At 41.5% G+C, this 20486-nt stretch carries 22 protein-coding genes and 1 pseudogene; 8 read left to right on the plus strand and 15 right to left on the minus strand.

The features are described 5' to 3' along the window. From DWU89_RS21045 to DWU89_RS08220, 4 genes and pseudogenes are all read right to left on the minus strand, one after another. Positions 1 to 420: pseudogene (locus tag DWU89_RS21045) on the minus strand (FecR family protein); the annotation flags it as partial. Between the two features lie 76 nt (positions 421 to 496). Further along, positions 497 to 1096 carry an RNA polymerase sigma-70 factor gene (locus tag DWU89_RS08210; protein ID WP_115499158.1) on the minus strand — a complete coding sequence of 200 codons (600 nt, stop codon included), beginning with the start codon at positions 1094 to 1096 and terminating at the stop codon, positions 497 to 499. Between the two features lie 159 nt (positions 1097 to 1255). Beyond that, on the minus strand, positions 1256 to 2506 hold the full coding sequence (locus DWU89_RS08215; protein ID WP_115499159.1) for a hypothetical protein: 1251 nt from the start codon (positions 2504 to 2506) through the stop codon (positions 1256 to 1258). A 108-nt stretch (positions 2507 to 2614) separates the two neighbouring features. Next, positions 2615 to 2860, minus strand: coding sequence for an RNA recognition motif domain-containing protein (locus DWU89_RS08220; protein ID WP_115499160.1), 246 nt, complete (start codon positions 2858 to 2860; stop codon positions 2615 to 2617). A gap of 373 nt (positions 2861 to 3233) precedes the next feature. Here DWU89_RS08220 and DWU89_RS08225 point away from each other — a divergent pair, with 373 nt between their 5' ends. The 7 genes from DWU89_RS08225 to DWU89_RS08255 all read left to right on the plus strand — a co-directional run bounded on the left by DWU89_RS08225 (position 3234) and on the right by DWU89_RS08255 (position 8867). Next, complete coding sequence (locus DWU89_RS08225; RefSeq protein WP_115499161.1) at positions 3234 to 4526, plus strand: inositol-3-phosphate synthase; 1293 nt, start codon at positions 3234 to 3236, stop codon at positions 4524 to 4526. A 180-nt stretch (positions 4527 to 4706) separates the two neighbouring features. Beyond that, positions 4707 to 5180, plus strand: coding sequence for a phosphatidylglycerophosphatase A family protein (locus DWU89_RS08230; protein WP_115499162.1), 474 nt, complete (start codon positions 4707 to 4709; stop codon positions 5178 to 5180). After that, entirely contained in the window at positions 5165 to 5671 is a 507-nt protein-coding gene (locus DWU89_RS08235; protein WP_115499163.1) for a GtrA family protein, read from the plus strand. The genes DWU89_RS08230 and DWU89_RS08235 overlap by 16 nt, the downstream gene beginning before the upstream one ends. A gap of 18 nt (positions 5672 to 5689) precedes the next feature. Next, positions 5690 to 6373: a CDP-alcohol phosphatidyltransferase family protein gene (locus DWU89_RS08240; RefSeq protein WP_115499164.1), complete on the plus strand. Its 684-nt coding sequence runs from the start codon at positions 5690 to 5692 to the stop codon at positions 6371 to 6373. Further along, positions 6370 to 7305 (plus strand): phosphatase PAP2 family protein, encoded by a 936-nt coding sequence (locus DWU89_RS08245; protein ID WP_115499165.1) that lies wholly within the window; start codon positions 6370 to 6372, stop codon positions 7303 to 7305. Before DWU89_RS08240 ends, DWU89_RS08245 begins: the two co-directional genes overlap by 4 nt. Positions 7306 to 7438: 133 nt before the next feature. Next, complete coding sequence (locus tag DWU89_RS08250; protein WP_115499189.1) at positions 7439 to 8245, plus strand: metallophosphoesterase family protein; 807 nt, start codon at positions 7439 to 7441, stop codon at positions 8243 to 8245. Next, a complete protein-coding gene (locus DWU89_RS08255; protein WP_167451652.1) occupies positions 8226 to 8867 on the plus strand; it encodes a hypothetical protein in 642 nt (213 codons plus the stop codon). The genes DWU89_RS08250 and DWU89_RS08255 overlap by 20 nt, the downstream gene beginning before the upstream one ends. 84 nt (positions 8868 to 8951) lie before the next feature. Here DWU89_RS08255 and DWU89_RS08260 read toward each other — a convergent pair whose 3' ends face one another. The 9 genes from DWU89_RS08260 to DWU89_RS08295 form a co-directional block, all read right to left on the minus strand. After that, positions 8952 to 9581 carry an outer membrane beta-barrel protein gene (locus DWU89_RS08260; protein ID WP_115499166.1) on the minus strand — a complete coding sequence of 210 codons (630 nt, stop codon included), beginning with the start codon at positions 9579 to 9581 and terminating at the stop codon, positions 8952 to 8954. A 32-nt stretch (positions 9582 to 9613) separates the two neighbouring features. Further along, a complete protein-coding gene (locus DWU89_RS08265) occupies positions 9614 to 10267 on the minus strand; it encodes a DUF4136 domain-containing protein (protein WP_115499167.1) in 654 nt (217 codons plus the stop codon). A gap of 231 nt (positions 10268 to 10498) precedes the next feature. Then, on the minus strand, positions 10499 to 14509 hold the full coding sequence (locus tag DWU89_RS08270; RefSeq protein ID WP_115499168.1) for a leucine-rich repeat protein: 4011 nt from the start codon (positions 14507 to 14509) through the stop codon (positions 10499 to 10501). Positions 14510 to 14535: 26 nt separating this feature from the next. Beyond that, entirely contained in the window at positions 14536 to 14892 is a 357-nt protein-coding gene (locus tag DWU89_RS08275; RefSeq protein ID WP_115499169.1) for a hypothetical protein, read from the minus strand. Between the two features lie 183 nt (positions 14893 to 15075). Continuing rightward, positions 15076 to 15213, minus strand: a complete 138-nt coding sequence (locus DWU89_RS20620) for a hypothetical protein (RefSeq protein WP_158543355.1) — start codon at positions 15211 to 15213, stop codon at positions 15076 to 15078. Positions 15214 to 15254: 41 nt separating this feature from the next. Continuing rightward, entirely contained in the window at positions 15255 to 16364 is a 1110-nt protein-coding gene (locus tag DWU89_RS08280; protein WP_115499170.1) for a radical SAM protein, read from the minus strand. A gap of 12 nt (positions 16365 to 16376) precedes the next feature. Then, the gene (locus DWU89_RS08285; RefSeq protein ID WP_115499171.1) at positions 16377 to 16778 is read right to left on the minus strand and encodes a hypothetical protein; all 402 of its coding nucleotides are present in this window, start codon (positions 16776 to 16778) and stop codon (positions 16377 to 16379) included. A gap of 14 nt (positions 16779 to 16792) precedes the next feature. Continuing rightward, positions 16793 to 17113 carry a hypothetical protein gene (locus tag DWU89_RS08290; protein WP_115499172.1) on the minus strand — a complete coding sequence of 107 codons (321 nt, stop codon included), beginning with the start codon at positions 17111 to 17113 and terminating at the stop codon, positions 16793 to 16795. A gap of 2 nt (positions 17114 to 17115) precedes the next feature. After that, positions 17116 to 17721: a hypothetical protein gene (locus DWU89_RS08295; protein ID WP_147292106.1), complete on the minus strand. Its 606-nt coding sequence runs from the start codon at positions 17719 to 17721 to the stop codon at positions 17116 to 17118. 205 nt (positions 17722 to 17926) lie between these two features. Here DWU89_RS08295 and DWU89_RS08300 point away from each other — a divergent pair, with 205 nt between their 5' ends. Next, positions 17927 to 19249, plus strand: a complete 1323-nt coding sequence (locus DWU89_RS08300) for a Kelch repeat-containing protein (RefSeq protein WP_115499174.1) — start codon at positions 17927 to 17929, stop codon at positions 19247 to 19249. Positions 19250 to 19422: 173 nt separating this feature from the next. On the opposite strand, the gene DWU89_RS08305 is transcribed toward DWU89_RS08300, so the two are convergent. Both DWU89_RS08305 and DWU89_RS08310 read right to left on the minus strand, forming a co-directional pair. Beyond that, positions 19423 to 20106: an OmpA family protein gene (locus DWU89_RS08305; RefSeq protein WP_115499175.1), complete on the minus strand. Its 684-nt coding sequence runs from the start codon at positions 20104 to 20106 to the stop codon at positions 19423 to 19425. Positions 20107 to 20151: 45 nt separating this feature from the next. Next, positions 20152 to 20478, minus strand: a complete 327-nt coding sequence (locus tag DWU89_RS08310; protein ID WP_115499176.1) for a hypothetical protein — start codon at positions 20476 to 20478, stop codon at positions 20152 to 20154. Between the last annotated feature and the right edge of the window lie 8 nt (positions 20479 to 20486).

The following is a 20486-nucleotide window of genomic DNA, read 5'->3' on the forward strand; positions in this document are numbered from 1 at the left end:
TATTTTTAAAGCAGAATTTCCTCTTAACCAAACTGTAGAACCATCTTCCAATGTAATTTTCTTCACCTCTTCCTTGTTTCTTAATGCGATAGTCACATAAGTTTCCGGTTTAAAATACTCCCATCCGGAATATGATAGCGAAACAAGCAACAAAAGGACAGCCGCATACTTTAACAACGGACCAAAAACATGAAAACGCTTTGTCTGATTAATCCGCACATTTATCTTTTTCAAAGCGATATCGATCCGTTCATTATCTGCATATTTTGCAGCATTCCATGAAAGGCGCAACCGGAACACTTCAGAAAAAACAGTTTCATTCTCTTCAGACAAACTACGCCATTTCATGACCTCTTCCAGTTCTTCCTGAGAAAGTTCATTAATCAAGTATTTTGCTAAAAGTGCGTAATCAAACTCCATTTTCTCTCTTTAATATATAAGCTAAACGATCAACAACTAAAAACTACTGAGCAAAGACTAAACTTTTTTATTTGCGTCAAGCATATATCCCGCGTGAAAGAAGAAATAAACAAAGTAGGTAGTAGTCATTCTTAGACATGTGTTTCTTCAGGAATTTGAGAGCTAAATAAAGATGGCTTTCCACCGTACGCTGCGGCATCTGAATCTGTTCGGAAACCTCTTTGGCTGTCAAGCCTTTTATATAAGCAAGAACAAAGACCTCACGACGCTGTTCGGGCAGCAATTCCAGCAATTCATACAAACGCCGGTAAAAATCTTTCATGCTAAGTTCTTCGATGACGGGATTGTCTCCTTCCAACAGGTTTTGATAATCTTCCAGATATTTCTCATATGTGTGGGAGTGGTATTTTTCTACGGAGAGATTTTTCTTGAAATAATCCAGGCAACGAGTGTAAGCGGATTGGAAAAGATACGAATGGAAACCATCGCTGACATACAACTTCGCGCGATTCTCCCATACATATAAAAAGATATCCTGGACAATATCTTCCGCCACTTTCTCTTCAACCATAGAAGCCACGTAAGCCATCACCCGGGGATAATAATATCGAAAGACGCCGTTAAAGGCTTCCCGATTCCCTTTTTTCAATTCATATAGCAAAGAAACGTCGAACATACTATAGCGATTTTAAGACCTCCCAACCGTCATCTCGCCTACAAAAATAATAAAATATTCACAATTACTAACTATCCAAGCCTATATATTTACTTTGAGTCTAATAGTTGTTAACGTTCCGGAGAATATTAAACAACAGTTCCCTGCCAAAAACAACGATCAAAATTTCTTTATCAGGAAAGATGGGTTTACACGTAAGTAAATACCGGCAGAGAAACTGGTTTTAGTTGATGTCTTAAATCCATCTTGTCCCGCCCCCTGCAAGGTAACAGGCAGATGGGCATAAATATCCAAATCTATACCGAGCGAAAAGCCTTTTGCCAAGACGCGCGAATACTCCGCCCCAAAGTAGAGCATGGAAGGATTATCAAAGGTCAAACCCTCATCAGAAGTCGAAACCGCACCATAGAACGGACTACCGAACAGGGATATGAATTTGTGGCATTTCCAATAGGAAGTCTTTACACGGAAGTCATATATATCAGCCGAGGCACGCGCATAGACGCCATAGCCGTTATCGAAAGGCCACAGTTTACCCGCCTGCTGATAATAACCGGTCGCATCCAATTCTAAATTCACATTTTTGAATATCTTGTGTCCCGTGTTCCAAACGCCACCTACACCGATAGCCCCGTTCATCAGGGTTTGGACGGAGTTACTGAAAATCGTGTCGATCTCTCCTCCCCGATGTTGTACCATTCCCTGCAAAGGCGCATAGAAATGGAAACGGGATTCCGGATCGTTAAATTTGAAACGGGTGGATAAACCGACCGTGAAAGCCTCCTGGTGAAAATCTTCCCTGAAAATGAAACTTTCCCAGTTCACCCACATATCCAGATCGAACCGACGGGAGTTATAGAGCAACTGCAAACCCATCTCCGGATCTGCCATCATATTCAGCTCGGGGCTGTATAACGGTTCTATCAGATTATGGTTAGCCGCTCCATACAAGTCACCTAAAATAATATCCACATGATCGGACAGAGCGACTTGCGCCCGGAACCAGGGAAGGACATGGAAACCTTTCTGATATTGGTCTCCTTTCCAGCGGGCAATATCCTGATAGGCCATATTCGGATAACGGTTTGCGCCCCAGAAGCGCAGGAAATGCACACCTGCTTCCAGTTTCAACATCTCCAACGGATAATAGACCGCCTTCGCCTGCAACCAAAGCCCGGGCAAAGTATAGCCTTTCATAAATGCCCCTGAATATTCATCATCTTTGAAAAAGCTTAAGTTATCTATTTCGACAGAAAGTTCCCTGTTCTTTTCCGGATCAATCCGGTAATCCGTTTTAAAAACACGCTCAGGTATCTGGGCTTCGAGGGGATGGACTGCTGAAATCCCTGCTGCAAACAGCAAGAAGAAAAAGACTGAACGAAAATATCCGTTATTCAAATAACTTTTCATTAATCGCAAATTTTGAATGCAAACGTAACAATTAAATAGGAATAAACGAAGAACGGGGATATAGAATCTTGTCTATATCCCCGTTACTTTATGCTTTAATCGGCTTACTTAGCGTCTCGGTGTAGCTTCTTTTACTACCATCTGACGGCCTTCATATTCTGCGCCGTTTAATTCTTCGATAGCATTTTTTGCTTCGTTTTCGTTAGGAAGTTCTGCGAAAGCAAAACCTTTAGAACGACGAGTGTCACGGTCAATGATCAACTTAACTGAGTCTACTGTACCGTACTCTTCCAAAATCTGTTGCAAGTCTGATTCTCTAACCCGATAGTTCAGGTTACCAATGTAAATATTCATACAAAAACTAATATAAAATAATTAATAAAAAAAATTGAAACAATAAAACGTAAGGAAAGATCCATGTCTACAAAATTCTATTCTGAATGAATATCACGTCGGAGATAAAGAACTATACAAACAGTTTTGCTTGTCGGTACAAAGGAAAGCATTAAAATCGAAATAACATCATAAAAATGAAAAATAAATTCATGAGCGTTCAAAAAAATGTTTTTCCATTCATATCATAGCTTATTTTTCAACTACTCAAATCCGTCAATATGCGAAACAGGCATATTTTATAGTATTTTTGACCAATTAAGCCTATATCTGGCCTTTCCGGTCTCAAACAGAAAGGCTAATTTTGCCCAATCATTTTTGAACTTAATTTGACATGGAAAAAATCGAAGTTAAAGAAGCCAATGGAAAACTTGGCATTCTTGTTGTTGGTGTAGGTGGTGCAGTAGCCACTACAATGATCACAGGTACGTTGGCTGCACGTAAAGGATTAGCAAAGCCTATCGGCTCTATTTCGCAATTAGCCACAATGCGTTTGGAAAACGGAGAAGAAAAGGCGATTAAAGATATTGTACCTTTAACCGACCTGAATGATATCGTTTTCGGCGGATGGGATATTTTCCCCGATAACGCATATGAAGCAGCCATGTACGCAGAAGTTTTGAAAGAAAAAGACCTGAATGGCGTGAAAGACGAACTGGAGGCTATCAAGCCGATGCCTGCCGCATTCGATCATAACTGGGCAAAACGTCTGAACGGTACACATATTAAAAAAGCGGCTACCCGCTGGGACATGGTGGAACAGCTTCGCCAGGATATCCGCGATTTCAAAGCGGCTAATAATTGCGAACGCATCTCTGTCTTGTGGGCTGCAAGTACGGAAATCTACATTCCACTGTCAGACGAACATATGTCGCTCGCCGCATTGGAAAAAGCCATGAAGGAAAACAATACGGAAGCTGTCTCTCCAAGTATGTGCTACGCTTACGCAGCCATCGCAGAAGGTGCTCCGTTTATCATGGGCGCTCCGAACCTGTGCGTAGACACTCCTGCCATGTGGGAATTCTCCAAAAAGATGAATGTGCCTATCTCCGGTAAGGACTTCAAGAGCGGCCAGACATTGATGAAGACAGTTTTGGCACCGATGTTCAAAACCCGTATGTTGGGTGTTAGCGGTTGGTTCTCCACCAATATCTTAGGAAACCGCGACGGCGAAGTGCTGGACGATCCTGCAAACTTCAAGACAAAAGAAGTCAGCAAGCTGTCTGTTATCGACAATATCTTCGAACCGGAAAAATACCCGGACCTGTATGGCGATGTATATCATAAAGTACGCATCAACTACTATCCTCCCCGCAAGGACAATAAAGAAGCTTGGGATAACATCGACATCTTCGGATGGATGGGCTATCCGATGGAAATCAAGGTAAACTTCCTTTGCCGCGACTCCATCCTGGCCGCTCCTATCGCTCTCGACCTCGTGTTGTTCAGCGACTTGGCCCTGCGTGCAGGCATGTGTGGCATCCAGACTTGGTTGTCATTCTTCTGCAAGAGCCCGATGCACGACTTCGAGCACCAGCCTGTACACGACCTCTTCCAGCAGTGGAGAATGGTTAAACAGACATTGCGCGACATGATCGGCGAAAAGGCTCCTAACTATCTGGATTAAAAATTCAAGGTATATAAATTTAGTTTCATAGGGATGAAACTTTTGTTCCATGCCTATGAAACTTTTGTTCCATGCCTATGAAACTTTTGTTCCATGTGATGGAATTCACGATACAACTTTCTCCCGGATAAGGAGAAAGTTGTATTATTTTTATAACTTTGCACATATTTTACAGACAGGATGAAGAAAGTCCCTCTTATTCATATTATCATAGCAACAGGCTTTGGTTCCGGTTTTTCTCCGTTTGCCCCTGGTACGGCGGGTGCGCTGTTGGCCACTTTAATCTGGCTGGCATTGTCCTGCACCGTCTCTCCTATTTGGTTGCTTATCATAACCGCTTTACTGATTATTGTCTTTACGATTGCCGGAGTTTGTTCGGCAAACGCAGTCGAACCGATCTGGGGAAAAGATCCCTCACGGGTCGTAGTAGACGAGATGGTAGGCGTATGGATTCCGCTGTTGGCGGCTCCGGCAGGAGATCGTGGCTATGCATTTGCGGCTTTTGTGCTTTTCCGCCTGTTCGACATTTTCAAACCGTTGGGCATACGCAAAATGGAAAGCCTCAAGGGAGGAGTTGGAGTAATGATGGATGATATTCTGGCCGGTATATACAGCCTCATCCTGCTAATCGGTGCAAGATGGTTGATTGGATAAAAAAAAGTGCAAAGGCTTTTTCGGAGAAAGGCGGGATATTCATGTTCATACGGGCCCAATTTTCTTCGCAGATTGCCAGTGCAACGGACTTTTTAGTCACCATTTTATTAGTCAAATTATTCGGTGTCTATTATGTATATGCAACTTTCATTGGCTCTGTTTGCGGCGGAATCGTGAATTGCATAATCAATTACAGATGGACATTCAAATCCAAAGAATGCAAGAAATGGCACATCATGATAAAATATCTGCTGGTCTGGATCGGCAGTATTTTACTGAACACCTGGGGCATCTATTTAATGACAGAGACAATCAGTCAGAATCCTTGGGTCAGGGAGACTCTGAAGCACTATATCGACGATTTGTTCGTCTTCTCAAAAGCGGTTGTTTCCCTGCTTGTCGGATTCCTTTGGAATTACAATATGCAACGCGTTTTTGTCTATAAGAATTGTAGAATCAGAGGCCGTTTTCAAAGAACAGGCTCAAAATAAGAAACAAAATAATAAGATATGAAATTCAAAGTTTTAAGAGATTGGCTACAGCAGATGATCTATAAGATCATCAATCCGCTTGTGCACGGAATGATCAAAATTGGGATCACTCCCAATTTTATTACGACGACAGGATTAATCCTGAATATTGTAGCGGCTTGTATATTCCTTTATGCCGGCATGAAGGGAGAACGGGAAGATTTCTATTATATCGGCTGGGGTGGCGGCATCATCCTGTTTGCCGGACTGTTCGACATGATGGACGGCCAGGTGGCACGAATCGGAAAAATGAGTTCCACTTTCGGGGCGTTATACGATTCGGTTCTCGACCGGTACAGCGAACTGACTGTTTTCTTCGGTATCTGCTTCTACCTGATCAACCAGGGATATGTGATCAGCTCGATCGTTGCCTTTACCGCCCTCATCGGTTCGCTGATGGTGAGTTATGTACGTGCCCGTGCGGAAGGGTTGGGACTCGATTGCAAGGTGGGATTCATGCAGCGGCCTGAACGCGTGGTGTTGACCGGATTAGGTGCGCTCTGCTGCGGTATCTTCGCTCCCATGATGGAAAACAGCGAGACATTCGAACCGATCATGATATTCGTAATACCTTTGCTGATTGTTGCGATATTCTCTAACCTGACAGCATTCGCTCGTCTGAACCATTGCCGTAAACTACTGATAAATAAAGACAACGAATGAAAAAAGCCTTTATACTCCCGTCTAAGAAAGAGACTGTAACAGTTATTGGCCTGATGATCCTGTTCCTTCTGCTGACAGCCGTATGTATCGGACTGCGTTCGGAGCATATACTTATTGCCGGTTTGTACCTGTTCCTCTTTTTTGCCGGCAAGACAACCCGCAAATTGGCTGTTGCCTTGTTGCCGTTTGCCCTCTTCGGCATTTCGTACGACTGGATGCGCGTTTTTCCGAACTACGAAGCGAATCCGATCGATGTGGAAGGTTTGTACAACCTGGAAAAGAGCCTTTTCGGGATAAATGACAACGGAAACATATTAATACCTTGTGAATATTTTGCGATTCATAATTGCCAGATAGCCGACTTCTTCGCCGGTATTTTCTATCTCTGCTGGGTTCCGGTCCCGATCGCATTCGGACTGTGGCTTTATCTGAAAGGCGACCGAAGCTTGTATCTGCGCTACTCGATGGTATTTCTATTCGTCAACCTGATCGGTTTTGCCGGATATTATATCCATCCGGCCGCTCCGCCCTGGTATGCTATAAACTATGGTTTCGAACCGATTCTGAATACTCCCGGTAACGTTGCCGGGCTCGGCAGGTTCGACGCGTTGACAGGACTTTCCATTTTTGACTCCATCTATGGCCGCAATGCGAATGTATTTGCAGCCGTTCCGTCGTTGCATGCCGCCTATATGGTAGTGGCACTTTGTTATGCGATCATTAACAAATGCAATAAATTCGTGATCACCCTTTTCGCAATTATTATGCTGGGAATCTGGGGAACAGCCGTCTATTCGTCACATCATTATATTATTGATGTAACATTAGGCATTTGTTGCGCTCTCCTGGGCATCCTGATCTTCGAAAAAGGCTTGATGAAAACCGGCTGGTTCAAAAACTTCTTCAACCGGTATTATACTTATATCAAATAGTATCGGAATGCTATTTGATATAAGTTATTATTTCTTCGAATTGGCACATTATAAACCATCATCCATTACATCTTGACCTTTTTTCTCGCGGCGAAACAACCTAACTTTGCTTGAAGATAAAAGCAATGATGTCATGTTTAAACAAGCTTTACCATTATGCCTTTGCATACTACTGTCTGCGTGTGACCTGATCGACTATCACCCATATGACGGGCGACTTACGATATCCGAGCGTAATATCAACGAACAAAATATCCCGCTTATTGAAGCTGCCACAAAAGACAAGGACACGATCCGGTTCGTCCTGATGGGCGACACGCAGCGCAGTTATGACGAAACAAATGATTTCGTAAAACATATCAACAGGAAAAAAGACAGCATAGACTTCATCATTCACGGAGGAGACTACACCGAATTCGGAATGAAAAAGGAATACGAATGGGCTGTCGATATCCTTTCCAAACTCGATATTCCGTATGTAGGACTGATCGGGAACCATGATATAATCGGGAATGGCGACCAGGTTTATGAAAAGCTCTTCGGAAATGAGAACTTCTCTTTTATTGCCCGGGATGTCAAGTTTGTCTGCCTTAACACCAATGCAATCGAATATGACTACTCGCATCCTGTACCCGATTTCGGTTTCCTGAAAGAGGAGTTGGAAGACAGTACCCGCCAATACAGCCGTACGGTCGTAGCCATGCATGCCCGTCCCGGAAGCGACCAGTTCGACAACAATATAAAAGACGTATTCCAGCTTTACATCCGGCAATTTCCATCCTTGATGTTCTGCTTGAATGCCCACAACCATCAATTGCAGATGGATGATCTGTTCGATGACGGGATCATCTACTATGGTTGCAGCAATATAGCCAAACGCAATTACATATTATTCACCTTGACACCAGACAGCTACACGTATGAAGTTATCGATTTTTAAATGGATGACGCTATTCCTTCTCCTAATCGGCACATTACAGGCACAGGAAAGCAGCGAAGATGAAGCACGTTACACAAAACGTGTAGAAAAATATATATCCAGATGGGAAAAACTTATCCCCCGTTACAGTAAGATCCAATATGCCGGTTCAATGGGATTGATCTCACTCGGCACTGGTTGGAATTATTATCGTAACCATTGGGAAACGGATGTTCTTCTGGGACTCGTCCCCCGCTATTCGGATCGCCACGCAATGGTAACAATGACACTCAAACAGAACTATTACCCTTGGAATATCCCTCTCTCCGACAAGCTCTCTTTCGAGCCTCTCGCCTGTGGTTTTTATATCAATACATTGTTCGACCGTGACTTCTGGGGAAGGCAACCGGATAAATACCCAAAAGGCTATTACTGGTTTTCAACCCGCATCCGTACGCACATCTTCGCCGGCGAGCGGTTCACCTTGAAACTGAATGAAAACAAAAGCTGGCACAAATCCATCTCTTTCTTTTATGAACTCAGTACCTGCGACTTGTACCTGATAAACAAGATCGGCAACAAAAGCCTGAAACCCAAAGACTACATGAGTCTTTCGTTCGGCCTTAAGCTGCAGATTCTATAATACAAAAAAACGGAAGGTGCCACAAATGGCAACCTCCCGTTCCCCATAAACTACATAAAACACTTAAAAGAACAACTCTTCTTATTAAAATGCAAGACCTAACCGGATACCCCAGTTATTCAACCCATCGATCGAATAACTCAAGACGTCTCCTTTATTGGTTGCATAATTATAGTAGGCAGCAATATGTAAACCGATCTGTTTCTGAGGAGTAAAATACATATTCATACCGATTTCGGGAGATACATAGAAACCCCAGTTACGGTCGTATACTTTCATTACATTCATATAAGTCGACATTTCACTGTAGCTTGCCCCTAACTGTAAGCCTGCATAAGGCTGGAACTGGCTTTCAGGAGCAACGTTATAACGGAAAGCTGCACCAAAAGGCAACTGGAAGATAGAGTGCTGCTGATCGGAAGTGATGGCAGAAGTCGAACTTACCGGCAATGTCTGACGATCGATATATTTATTGTTAGTGTGATAAGAGATAAACGCACCTACCGAGAAATTAGGGACGAGATAATAACCGGCTTCTGCATGTGCACCCCAACCACTTGTCTTATCAGAGAATGTCTGGCTGAACGGAGAATTAAGCTGCCAGTCGACATTAAAATACATGTTCTTTACAACCTGGGCGCCAGCCAGAGATGGAATCGCTAAACAGGCGACAAGTAAAGCGATTAATTTTATTGATTTAGTTATCTTTTTCATAAGACTCAAATTTTCTTTTAATTCGCGTTTAATTATTTCTTTAAGTACGGTGACTGTACAAAAGCCTGCTCGATAGCACGAGTTGAAAGTGCAATATTTACTTTGTCAGAACCAGACAGCAGACCAGTCATGTAAGCAGTCCAAAGAACCGGAAGTTTAGCATCGGTAGCTTTTGGAGTCGGCGCTTTCAGGTCGACCAGTTCAACCAACAGGGAACCTACGCTATAGCTGTAGACAACAGGATACGGATAATACCATCCATTCCATGCACCGGTCCAGTTACCCCAGTAACCATACCACCAGTTATATCCGGGATATCCCCACCACCAGTAAGGATTGTCATGATAGTTAGTAAAATAATTGACATTTTTCACGAAAGAAACCTGCAAGCCCAGGTCTGCAGATTCTTTATCTGCGGCACGTGTAAAACCACGGCCTTCCATGCCATTGACTAAAGTAGTGACGATATCGTCCGCTTCAGTAGCACTCCAGAATTCCGGCTTTTCACTGCTACCGATTACCATTACACTATCCGGGATGTAGAAAGATGTAAACGATCCGAAATTAGCATCCTTACTGTGATCAGTAAATACTACAAAATCATCGCTTAGTTTAGACATGTCCGGGTCTTTCTGGCAAGACGCCAGCAAAAGAACCAATAAGAAAAAAGGAAGAATCTTTTTCATCTCATTCAACGTTTAAAACAGTTTATACTATTATTTGTGCACTTATATATAAGTTACTATTTAAACAACATCAACTAAAAAAGGTTTGCTTTCCTCCCGCCCCCGGAGTGTTAATTAACTTGTCTGAAGATTTAGGAACGGTTATAAACGACCGTTAAAACACAGAAAAGGAGAGGTTTCCTGATGGAAATCCTCTCCTTTTCTACAGATAATATATAAACAATTATTCAGCTACCGTATTGCTATTTTATAACATTCATCTCCTATCAGGACAATATATATTCCGGCTGACAAACGGATAGAAGACGTGCCGGATATCTGCTTTGCGTAGATACAATAGCCGGACAAGTTGTAAACTTTCACATTTGTTTCCAATGAAGACTGAATCCATAGCTGGCCATCCGCAACACGAATCAGCGGTTTGTCAACAGTTATTTCCATATTGCCGACAGAGGTTCCGGATGTTTTCGCTACCGTAGTATTCTGTGCCAATACGATTGTCTCACTGCCCACCTGCTTTACAGCTGTTGTTTCTATATAATAAGTCGAACCGGCTTCCAAGCCTTTCAACTGATAAGAGAAACCGGTAGATTTCATCTGACCGTTGGCATCAAAAGTATAGGTGGCAATCAATTCCGTTTTAGCAGCATCCCGATAGATTTTAAGGATATAATCAGTCGCTTCCTGCACAGGCTCCCAGGTGACAGTAAGAGAACTGTCGGTTACCTCTTCGATATCCGATTCAAATCCTTCTCCCTCTTCTTTAATATTCTTGAAGGTTTTCCAACCATCGGCTTTCAGGTAGTCTTCTTTAGAGCCTTTTGGAACATAAAGGACACAAATATCGCTTTTATCTCCATAATAAAAGAAAGCATATTCAGGGTATTCCCCTAAAGAAAGAGGTTTTACCATTTCACTGTGTACTTCTTCCAATGTATTGCCACAATGATCCACGATTCCCAATCCGATGCTTTTCAGACTGGCTGGCAGAGTAAGACTCTTTAGCCCCGTACAAAAATCGAAAGCATAATCACCAATCGATTCCAAACCATCCGGCAACACGACCGATTTGAGATTCGTACAGTAATAGAAAGCACCATTTTCAATTCGCTTCACACTACTGGGAATTATGTAGGAATCACCCCGCATATTGGGACAAACAAGAAGAGTAGTCTTATTCTTATTATAAAGAACACCATTACTCGATGTATAATGCTGATTGGCTGAATTAACAGCTATACTGGCAAGTTTGCCGCATTCATCAAACACACCTTCTCCAATAGAGATGACACCGGCCGGTATCTCCAAGTTCTGCAAGGAAGAACACTTCATGAAAGCACCCTCTCCAATCGTCTCCAACGCACTGCCCAATAACAGATTCGTAAGTTTCTCACATCCTCTGAACGCTTCTTTCCCAATCGTTTTCAGAGGCATCTTCACCCTTTCGGGCTGGAAACGAACCAAATTACGACAGTCGTCAAACGCTCTATCTCCCACGGCCGTCACATTATAGGTCGTACCCTCATATGTCACACTTGGCTTGATATCAAAATACTCGGGAGTCTTATCAGTTACACCGGTAATCATGACCTCATTGGCAGCCGTCACTTTATATTGTAACTGTCCGATGGTGAAAGATACGGCAGTCATCCCTCCTTCTTCAACGATGTTTTTAAAGTCCTTCCAACCTGAAGTCGCGGCATATAAGGATTTTGTGCCTTTGGGTACATAAAGTTTGCAAGTATTCTTGTCGACCGTAGCTAAAGGATCTCCGGTCATTTTTATATTTGTCGGAGTTTTATGATTACTATGTATCTCCTGAAGAGCACAAACATCATCCTCTGTATAAGGCGTTCCGAATAAATAACCGCCCATTTCTTTTAGTGTAGAAGGAATCGTTATCGACTTCAGTGCTTCGCAATATTCAAAGGCACCTTCTTCTATCACTTCCAGGCCTTCCGGTAAAACGAGACTTTCTATAAACTCACAATGCGCCATAGCATTGTCAACGATTCGAACGAGGCCGACCGGTAATGTCACACTCTTTACCGGATATTCTGTCGGGCAGAGCATCAATATTGTTTTCGCTTTATTATACAAAATACCATCCACAGAGGCATAAACTGTATTATTAGGCTGTATGTTGATTCGTTCCAAAACACCTATATCAGGATCATTCCAACCATCTTCCATAGAACCGAGAAGCTTTACACTGGCGGGAATCGTGATTTCCTTCACGCCACACTCATCAAACGCACCTTCTCCAATTTCCTTCAGACCTTCATGCAAAGTAACCCGTGTCAACTTCTCATCCATATCAAAGGCGTACTGTCCGATCGTTTCCACTGATGCCGGAATATCGATAGAAGTGAGAGCCGTACAATGTTTAAATGCATTTTTCGATATGGTTTTCAAACCGTCAGGCAATGTAATCTTTGTCAGTTTCTCACACCCTAAGAAGGCAGACTCGCCAATAGTCGTCAGGTTATATCTCTTACCGCCATATGAAACAGTAGACAGGATCGTACAATCGGTAATGGATGCACCATCTTCGAGATCTAAATCGATAAGCGAGACTGTCGTTTCAGAAAGAATTTTATATTGAAAGCCATTGGTAATAATCGTATCACCGAGAGAAACAGTCGGTTGATCTGGGGTAGAACCACTAAACGTTATATATGTCGTTACATCTTTCGCAGGCAAAGGTGTATCATCCTGATCCCGTAAATAGAAAGAGAAACAACAGTTTTGCAGCGCTTCGGTCATCTTAACTGTAAAATTGTATGTTGCATCTTGCAGTGTAATGTTTACTTTCGCTAAATTGTTGTTATTAAATACAACGGTTTCACTTTTCCCATCATGCACATAAGATAAGGTAGTATTAGCAGCTGTGACAGAAGAAGACGACAGTATACTTAAACATCCCCGCTGTCCACTGAAAATCCCGGTATTGCTGAGCTTCACTTGCAATGGTGCCGCCTCATCGACTTTAGCTTGTATGTCCGGAACTTCCATCACGATAGGCGTAACTACATGGAAAACACCTTCTTCCGTGAAACATTCTTTTGTTTTCGTCTCATCATAAACAGATATCTGATAATTCATTGTCCCTGCCTTTGCAGAGGTAATCCACAAGTATTTTTCTGCATTAACCCCAAACATCGGAATCCAGCATACACCATTGTTATCAAAGGTACAAGAACTTTCCCCTTCTTCATACGAATCTGAATACTCCATTGTTATTGCAGAACTCCAACTCTTGTCTTTCAGCTGGAAACGGATATATAATTTAGCCTTTGCATCTGACTTTTTATATGTCACCAAACCTTGCCACTGTTCATTTAAAGAAATATATCCTCCATTCAATTCATCGTAATCGCCTTTTGTTACAGTCAACGAAGGATCAGCAGTTCCGGTTTCTCTCAAATTAAATTGGCTCCAATATTCATGATTCTGATATGCCGCCAATGAACCTTTAGGAACCCAAACAGTTGTAGCCTTAAACTTCGTATCTAATTCCGGTGGAGTCGCTATCAGAAGCGTCAGGTTCGTAAACTCAGCATCCATGATTCCATCTCTCAACAATTTAGTTACTGATGAAGGTAAAGTAAAATCACCTATCCGTCCGAACGGGTATTGCTGAAGCATTGTACCGTTTTTGGTGTATAAAACGCCATCGATACTCTTAAAATAAGTATTGTCATCTCCTATCGAGATAGTCTGGATTGTCTTCGATTGACGAAAAACATCGTCACCGATAGCAGTAATGCAGGACGGCAATATTACCGTTTCCAGACTTTCCATCGGCCACCAGCCTTCTGCAACAAATCGATCACCCCCTTGTCCATAGCGAGAAAAAGCTTGATCAGGCAACTCAAACAGAGGATAGTTGGATACATCATCCTTATCAGTCCCCATACCACCTGTCAACCCTGGTTTCTTCCATGTTCCGTCATAACCATTATACTCATTAATACTTGTGACACCTGATAAATCAATAATCTTACACTTTGGCATATTATCCCGTATCACCTTAAAATCCCGGGCATCAAGCGTACCATTCACTTTCAGAGACGTTATTTCTGAAAGTGTATAACTACTCAATGCAGATGCTATATTTCCGGATGTTGTAGTAACTTCGACACTTCGCCCCATCGCATCGACCGACAGCAGCCAAAAACCAACTAACGCAATAAGACATAGAATTCTATGTCTTGTTTTTATACATAAAAACCTATTCATATTTAATATTTTATTACTCAACACTATTATCTCATTATAGCATAATCCGTATGGATATTATAAAACAGCTCGACTGCCTTGCTGGAATTGAACTCAAATTCCGCATAAACATCGTTATTTGCTTTTTGTAAAGAGGTATTGACCAGGACAACACCGAATCGTCCTCTCACAAAAGAAATTCCATTTATAAATGGAGTCTCCAAGGATAAAGAAGACACTGGGGTCACCTTTCCTTGTCTGTCTATCAAATTATGTTGACGATCTATCTGCACATAAGCAAAATCATTATTCAGAAACAGGCTTTCGTGACTATATCGACTTCCAATGGCTTGATATCCAATTTTCATTTCCCCCTTTTCATCACACCAATCATAATGTTCCATATCGTATATTTTATTATTGATTTTTCATCTTTCCGAGTATCCGTTTAGCACAAACATTACTACCCGATAGCCCGACAAAACAAAAAAGAAGGGAGAAGCTACCTTTAAACGGTAGACCTCCCTTACTAACTCAACATTCCATAAGGAATAGACTTAAACCTATTTTAGATCAATTCTAAATAATCAATCCATTCCCACTGTCCCACTGCAACCCAAACCACAAGCAAAACAACCACATCCTGCCATGATAGAAATAAGTTCCTCACTAACTTCTTCCACAACAATTGCAGCTTCTTCCAATAAAGAGTCTGATACTTCCATAATTTTCCTCCTTTTTTAATTAATACTATACTTTATTTGAATTAAGAATCGGCAAGAAGTTTATACGTTCTTAATGCAGCTTTTAACTTCACCTTTTCCTCTTCCAATAAATTTTCTTTCTTCTTCATATAATATTCAATCTGAAAAGCACTAATTACCTGTGCTTCTGCAAACAGCAAACCACACATAGACTTATCCCGTTTTCTGACATCACCTCTCTTGAAATAGTTAAACCCTAAACAAGAGGGACATATACGAAACATTTTACAGCGTTTACAAGAATCATCAACCAACTCATTCGGATCATGAAAATCAATTTTAGCAATCTCTTCCCTGGCATCTACTCCTAAGACAAGAGGGGCGAACATATGGCATGGATATTTCTTCCCTTCCACATCATAGGCAACCATATTCGTCCCCGTACCACAAAACTTTAATGGAACATTATCATGCAAAACTTCGCCATAGTAGCGAGTAAATAATGAACCGGGGAGATAATTAGGATTTTGCAAATAGAATTCAGCGATCTTAATCAACTCACGTTTATAAATGGCATCATCACCAGCCTTCCAGCTTTCACCTTGTGCAAGACGGCTTTCTACCAAATATCCTTTTTTACGAAGGGATATTATACCTTCTGACAAATCTGGCAATGTGTTGCTTGATATCGTCATTTTTAATGCTTGGTCAGGCCAAAGTTCATGAGCAAATTCCATAGGTAATTGTTCCACTCTGCACCCCCTATTTTCCAATTGCATTGCAGAATCACCATCTACTGACATCACCAATACAAAATCATCTTTATGCATTCTAAACCATTCCTGCTTTTCGGCATCAAGTAATGTCCCATTCGTTGTGGCATAAATGATATAAGGAATTTCTATGTCTTGAGCCCATAGCCATTCACAAAATTCCCTGATAAAAGAGAAGTTTAGAAGTGGTTCTCCCCCAAATAAATCTATTTTCATAGCATCATTTATGTTGGATTCTCGAATCACTTCAAACTCTTTTAATATGATATCCTTCGCCAACTCTAAAGGCATTTTCTTCCGCGCATCTTTATATTGTTCAAAACAATATACACAATTTAAATTACAACCATATGTAATAAATAGAGTGACAATTTTTGCTTTAGGTAATCTCCTAATCATATGAAATAGAATTTATTTTCTTAAACCAAAAGGCGTAATCGTGAAATTATGACTCCCTTTACGCCGGAAATAGCAATTTTCATCATCTGATTCCAAATGAATAATCAAATCCTGCGAACCACTACTAACTATGGCTGTATACGGTCCTCTTCTATCCATTATTGTTTGAATGGGAGAAAAACCTATAGATGTACCATTATCCCCTTTTATAAATAAAGTATCTCCGTCCACAGTAAAAGAATTTCTTCTGCTATTCAAGAAATCTTTTAATGGCGTAAGAAGAAGGTTCTTATAATAACTATCTATACGACAAACATTTGGCCAATCCTCGTAATTGAGGTAATGGTTACAATCTTTGATGACATATTCTATCATCCATTGTGCATCACTTGCATCCACACTGTAATTTCTCATGATTTTTTTATTTATTAGTAACCTGAAGTAAATTGTTCACATTTATTGCATTGCCAGACTTCAATGCCATTCTCTTTTTTTGTCACCGTCGTATCATAACTACCGCAATGAGCGCATCTATGACCATCGGAAGATTCAGCATGACCCAGAAATCCGATTAAGAAAAAACCAACTATAGCCCCGATCCACCAAGAAGAAGCTATACCGACCAGAAGACCGCCTCCTATACCTACAATCCAAATAATAGCCGGCCATTTCCTTACAACTACACATAACACTCCATACAAAAAAGCCAGGACGATCAATCCGACTATAATACTTATGATTACTTCCATAACTATATATATTCTTTAAATGTACAATTATCGAAAAAAGGTAAACCTTTTCTATACTCAAAGACTCCCTCCTTTTCACCGTAAAAAACTCGTTTTGCTTTAAAGGATATTAAGATCGGAGTAAAATTCAACTCTTCATCTTCATGTCGCTGCTGTTCAAAAAACTCGTAAAAATTTGCCCATCTTTTTGTTACTGATTTACTAATCGTCAAAGAGGGATAAGCATTTCTAATCCGCCTTCGTAAAAAAGGAGATGACACTTTACTAATATTGCTTACATCCATAAAGGGAGAAGCTCGTCCGGAGATATAAAAACGAATATAACGTTCCGGTTCAATAGAACTTCCGACGAAACCATCTTCTACCGTTAACAACCCACCTTCATATCTAATTCGGTAACGATCGTTTTCTTGATCACACAATGCAGCATTCAACATATCATATAATTGTTGAATCATATCTTTGACATAATTACAATGAGATTTCTCAATATTCCATGTCTCGAAAATCGGAAAGATAGAATCTTTGATTATCTTATCCATGCGTTCGTAGGCTTCCATAATTGTAGCCCTTTGCATATCGAATGTGTTTTCTTCATTTATTTCCATAAATAACAAAGCTATATTTGTCAACTCAATAATTCTCTATGGTATCAATCAAAGACTATGTTTCATGCCATTTGTTCCAACATTCCCTATTGACTCTGCAAATCTATATTATTCATCATTATTAAATATTAATATAGAACAAGACTTGACGTATTCATCGGAAAACATAAATACATTTGCACCAAATTATTGAACACACGCACAAATGGACATCAAAAATCAATCAATCTACGCCTGCATCATACTATTGTTCATGGCCGTTTCGTGTCATGAGTTGGATCCTGAACCAGATGCTCCGCCATCGTATGAAAACGACACACTTCCGACAATCGAGATCGACAGCATCGTCCCTCTATCCGGACAGACAGCCACGCTCTTTTTCAGCGTGACGGCAGATAAGCCGGCAGCCATAACCCACCTGTATGCTTGCATGAGCCAAAACGATCTCAAGCCAGACACAACAATGGGCCGCACAATGGACCTTCTTCCTTTATTGCGTGAGGGTAAACAATCAATTGTCATCGACAAACTATATTTCGGTACGACCTACTACTTCCGCTTATATGTAGCCACACGGACTGCTTCGGCCTATTCTGAGACATTTACTTTCCGCATGTCTCCTCAAACCAATGATGCAATGTGGACCCAAGTGGCAGAAACACCTCTGACATCCTACTATACGTTCAGAAGCCGATTCGTTTTGAACGACAAAGTCTACCTTCTGTCCGACTACGATGAGATACTTGATGCCGGAGGAAGAGCTTTATGGGAGTTCAATCCGGCCACTTATGCATGGAACCGGAAAGCTGATTTTCCTGGGACATTACGTTCTGGCGGGGTTGCTTTTTCTTTAGGTAAAAATGGATATTTCGGAGGAGGATACGAATACGACGAGGATGTCGATGGGCTTGCTCATCAACTGTACGATTGGTGGATGTATGATCCGGTACAAGATGTATGGAGTAAGAAAAAAGATATACCGGGAAGTATTACAAACCGTTTTTTCGCTTTCAATTCTGACACGTACGGATATATCCCGGAGACCTCTTCACACAAAGAAATCTTGCGCTATGATCCGAATATAGATACATGGGAAAGACTAAAAGGATATCCCGGAGATAAAATACTCCATAACAGTTGCACCATCTTATACGACAATGACGCATACGCATTTGGTGGGGTATATATAGGAGAAAGTACCACGGTATTAGCCAACTGCTGGAAATACTCAATAAAAGAAAATCAATGGAGTGCTATCGCAGGCTTCCCAGGAGGCCCCCGCTACTATATGGTAGCGATTGTTTTAGGGAAGAAAATATATGTCGGTGGAGGATTAAGCCCTATAACTGGAGGCAATGGCAAGAGTGAAGAGGTATGCGACTGGTGGTCGTACGATCCTGAAAAGAATGAATGGACAGAAATCCTCGGTTATCCTTACTACCAGGCACCCCGCTTAGGATTCACTATCAATGGGAAAGGTTACCTACTGGCAGGGCAAAATATATATTGTTTTTCACCTGATAACTAAAAAGAAAAGGCGGTGTGTCAAAACACTCTTGTCCCCGCGCTTGACGCGGGGCCGCAAAAGAACAGACCTTATCAATCAGTTGTTTATACGGTCGGTTTTAATGCGATCCCGCGTCAAGCGCGGGAACAGGGCAGTTTTGACACATCCCCTTTTTCTTAGCTCTTAATATACAATTATCTCAATGTTCCCTGTTGGGCCTCCTCTACCATTTTCTGGTTCGGAAGTATGATAATTTCTACGCGGCGGTTCAGAGCACGTCCTTCCGGAGTATTATTGTCTGCAACCGGCTCGTGGATGCCTTTACCTTCGTATGTCATACGCTTGCTGCTTACACCCTGATCTTCCATCAGATAATCGAATACGCTCTTTGCACGTTTTTCCGACAGGGTCTGGTTATAATCGACCTTTCCCGTATTGTCCGTATGACCGATAATCTTAATATCCGTGTCCGGGTTTGCGTTCAGGCTGGTAGCCAAATTACGCAAGGCGCTTTTAGAAGCAGCGCTGACCGTACTCGAGTTGGTAGCAAACAGGATTCCGGAATCGAACGTCACCCGCAGGGCTTCACCGTCATTGATGGTTTCGACAGTTGCTTCTTCCGGCAGCGTAGCTTCCAGTTCCTTCTTCTGTTTATCCATCTTCTTACCGATCAAAGCACCGGCTGTACCACCAACCGCAGCACCGATAATCGATCCCAATGCTGTATTGCCTGCCAGAGCACCGACACCGGCACCTACAGCAGCACCTCCACCTACTCCGATGGCTGTTCCTTTAGCCGTATTGTTCCAGGTTCCACAACTCGTAAAAACAACTGCCATACAAAGCAGCAAAACTGATAACAATTTAAAATTTCTCATCTTCTTATTCTTTTATAAACTATCTTGTATTTATACAACAGTCTATTAATCGAACATGTTGATGGAATCGCAATATTCAAGTTCTCCTTGTACAATAAAAGTTATATCTTCTTCTTCAAACTTGCCGACACCGTCTTTTTGCGCATTCTTTACAACAAACCCGATCAATTCGTCTTCATCAATATCAATTTCCGCATTATCATCGGTATTCTCATCCAGAAAACCCTTTGACTCATAAAATTCATAAATCAGGTCTACAATGTAGTTAATATCGTCATTGCTGAATTTACCTTTCAATTCCTGTGGAAGATAGTTCTGGATAAATGCTACAGAATCATCTTCATCGTAAATCAAATCGTCCTTGTCACTCATAACTATTT

The sequence above is a fragment of the Parabacteroides acidifaciens genome (genome assembly GCF_003363715.1).
In the GTDB taxonomy this organism is placed as follows: Bacteria; Bacteroidota; Bacteroidia; order Bacteroidales; family Tannerellaceae; genus Parabacteroides; species Parabacteroides acidifaciens.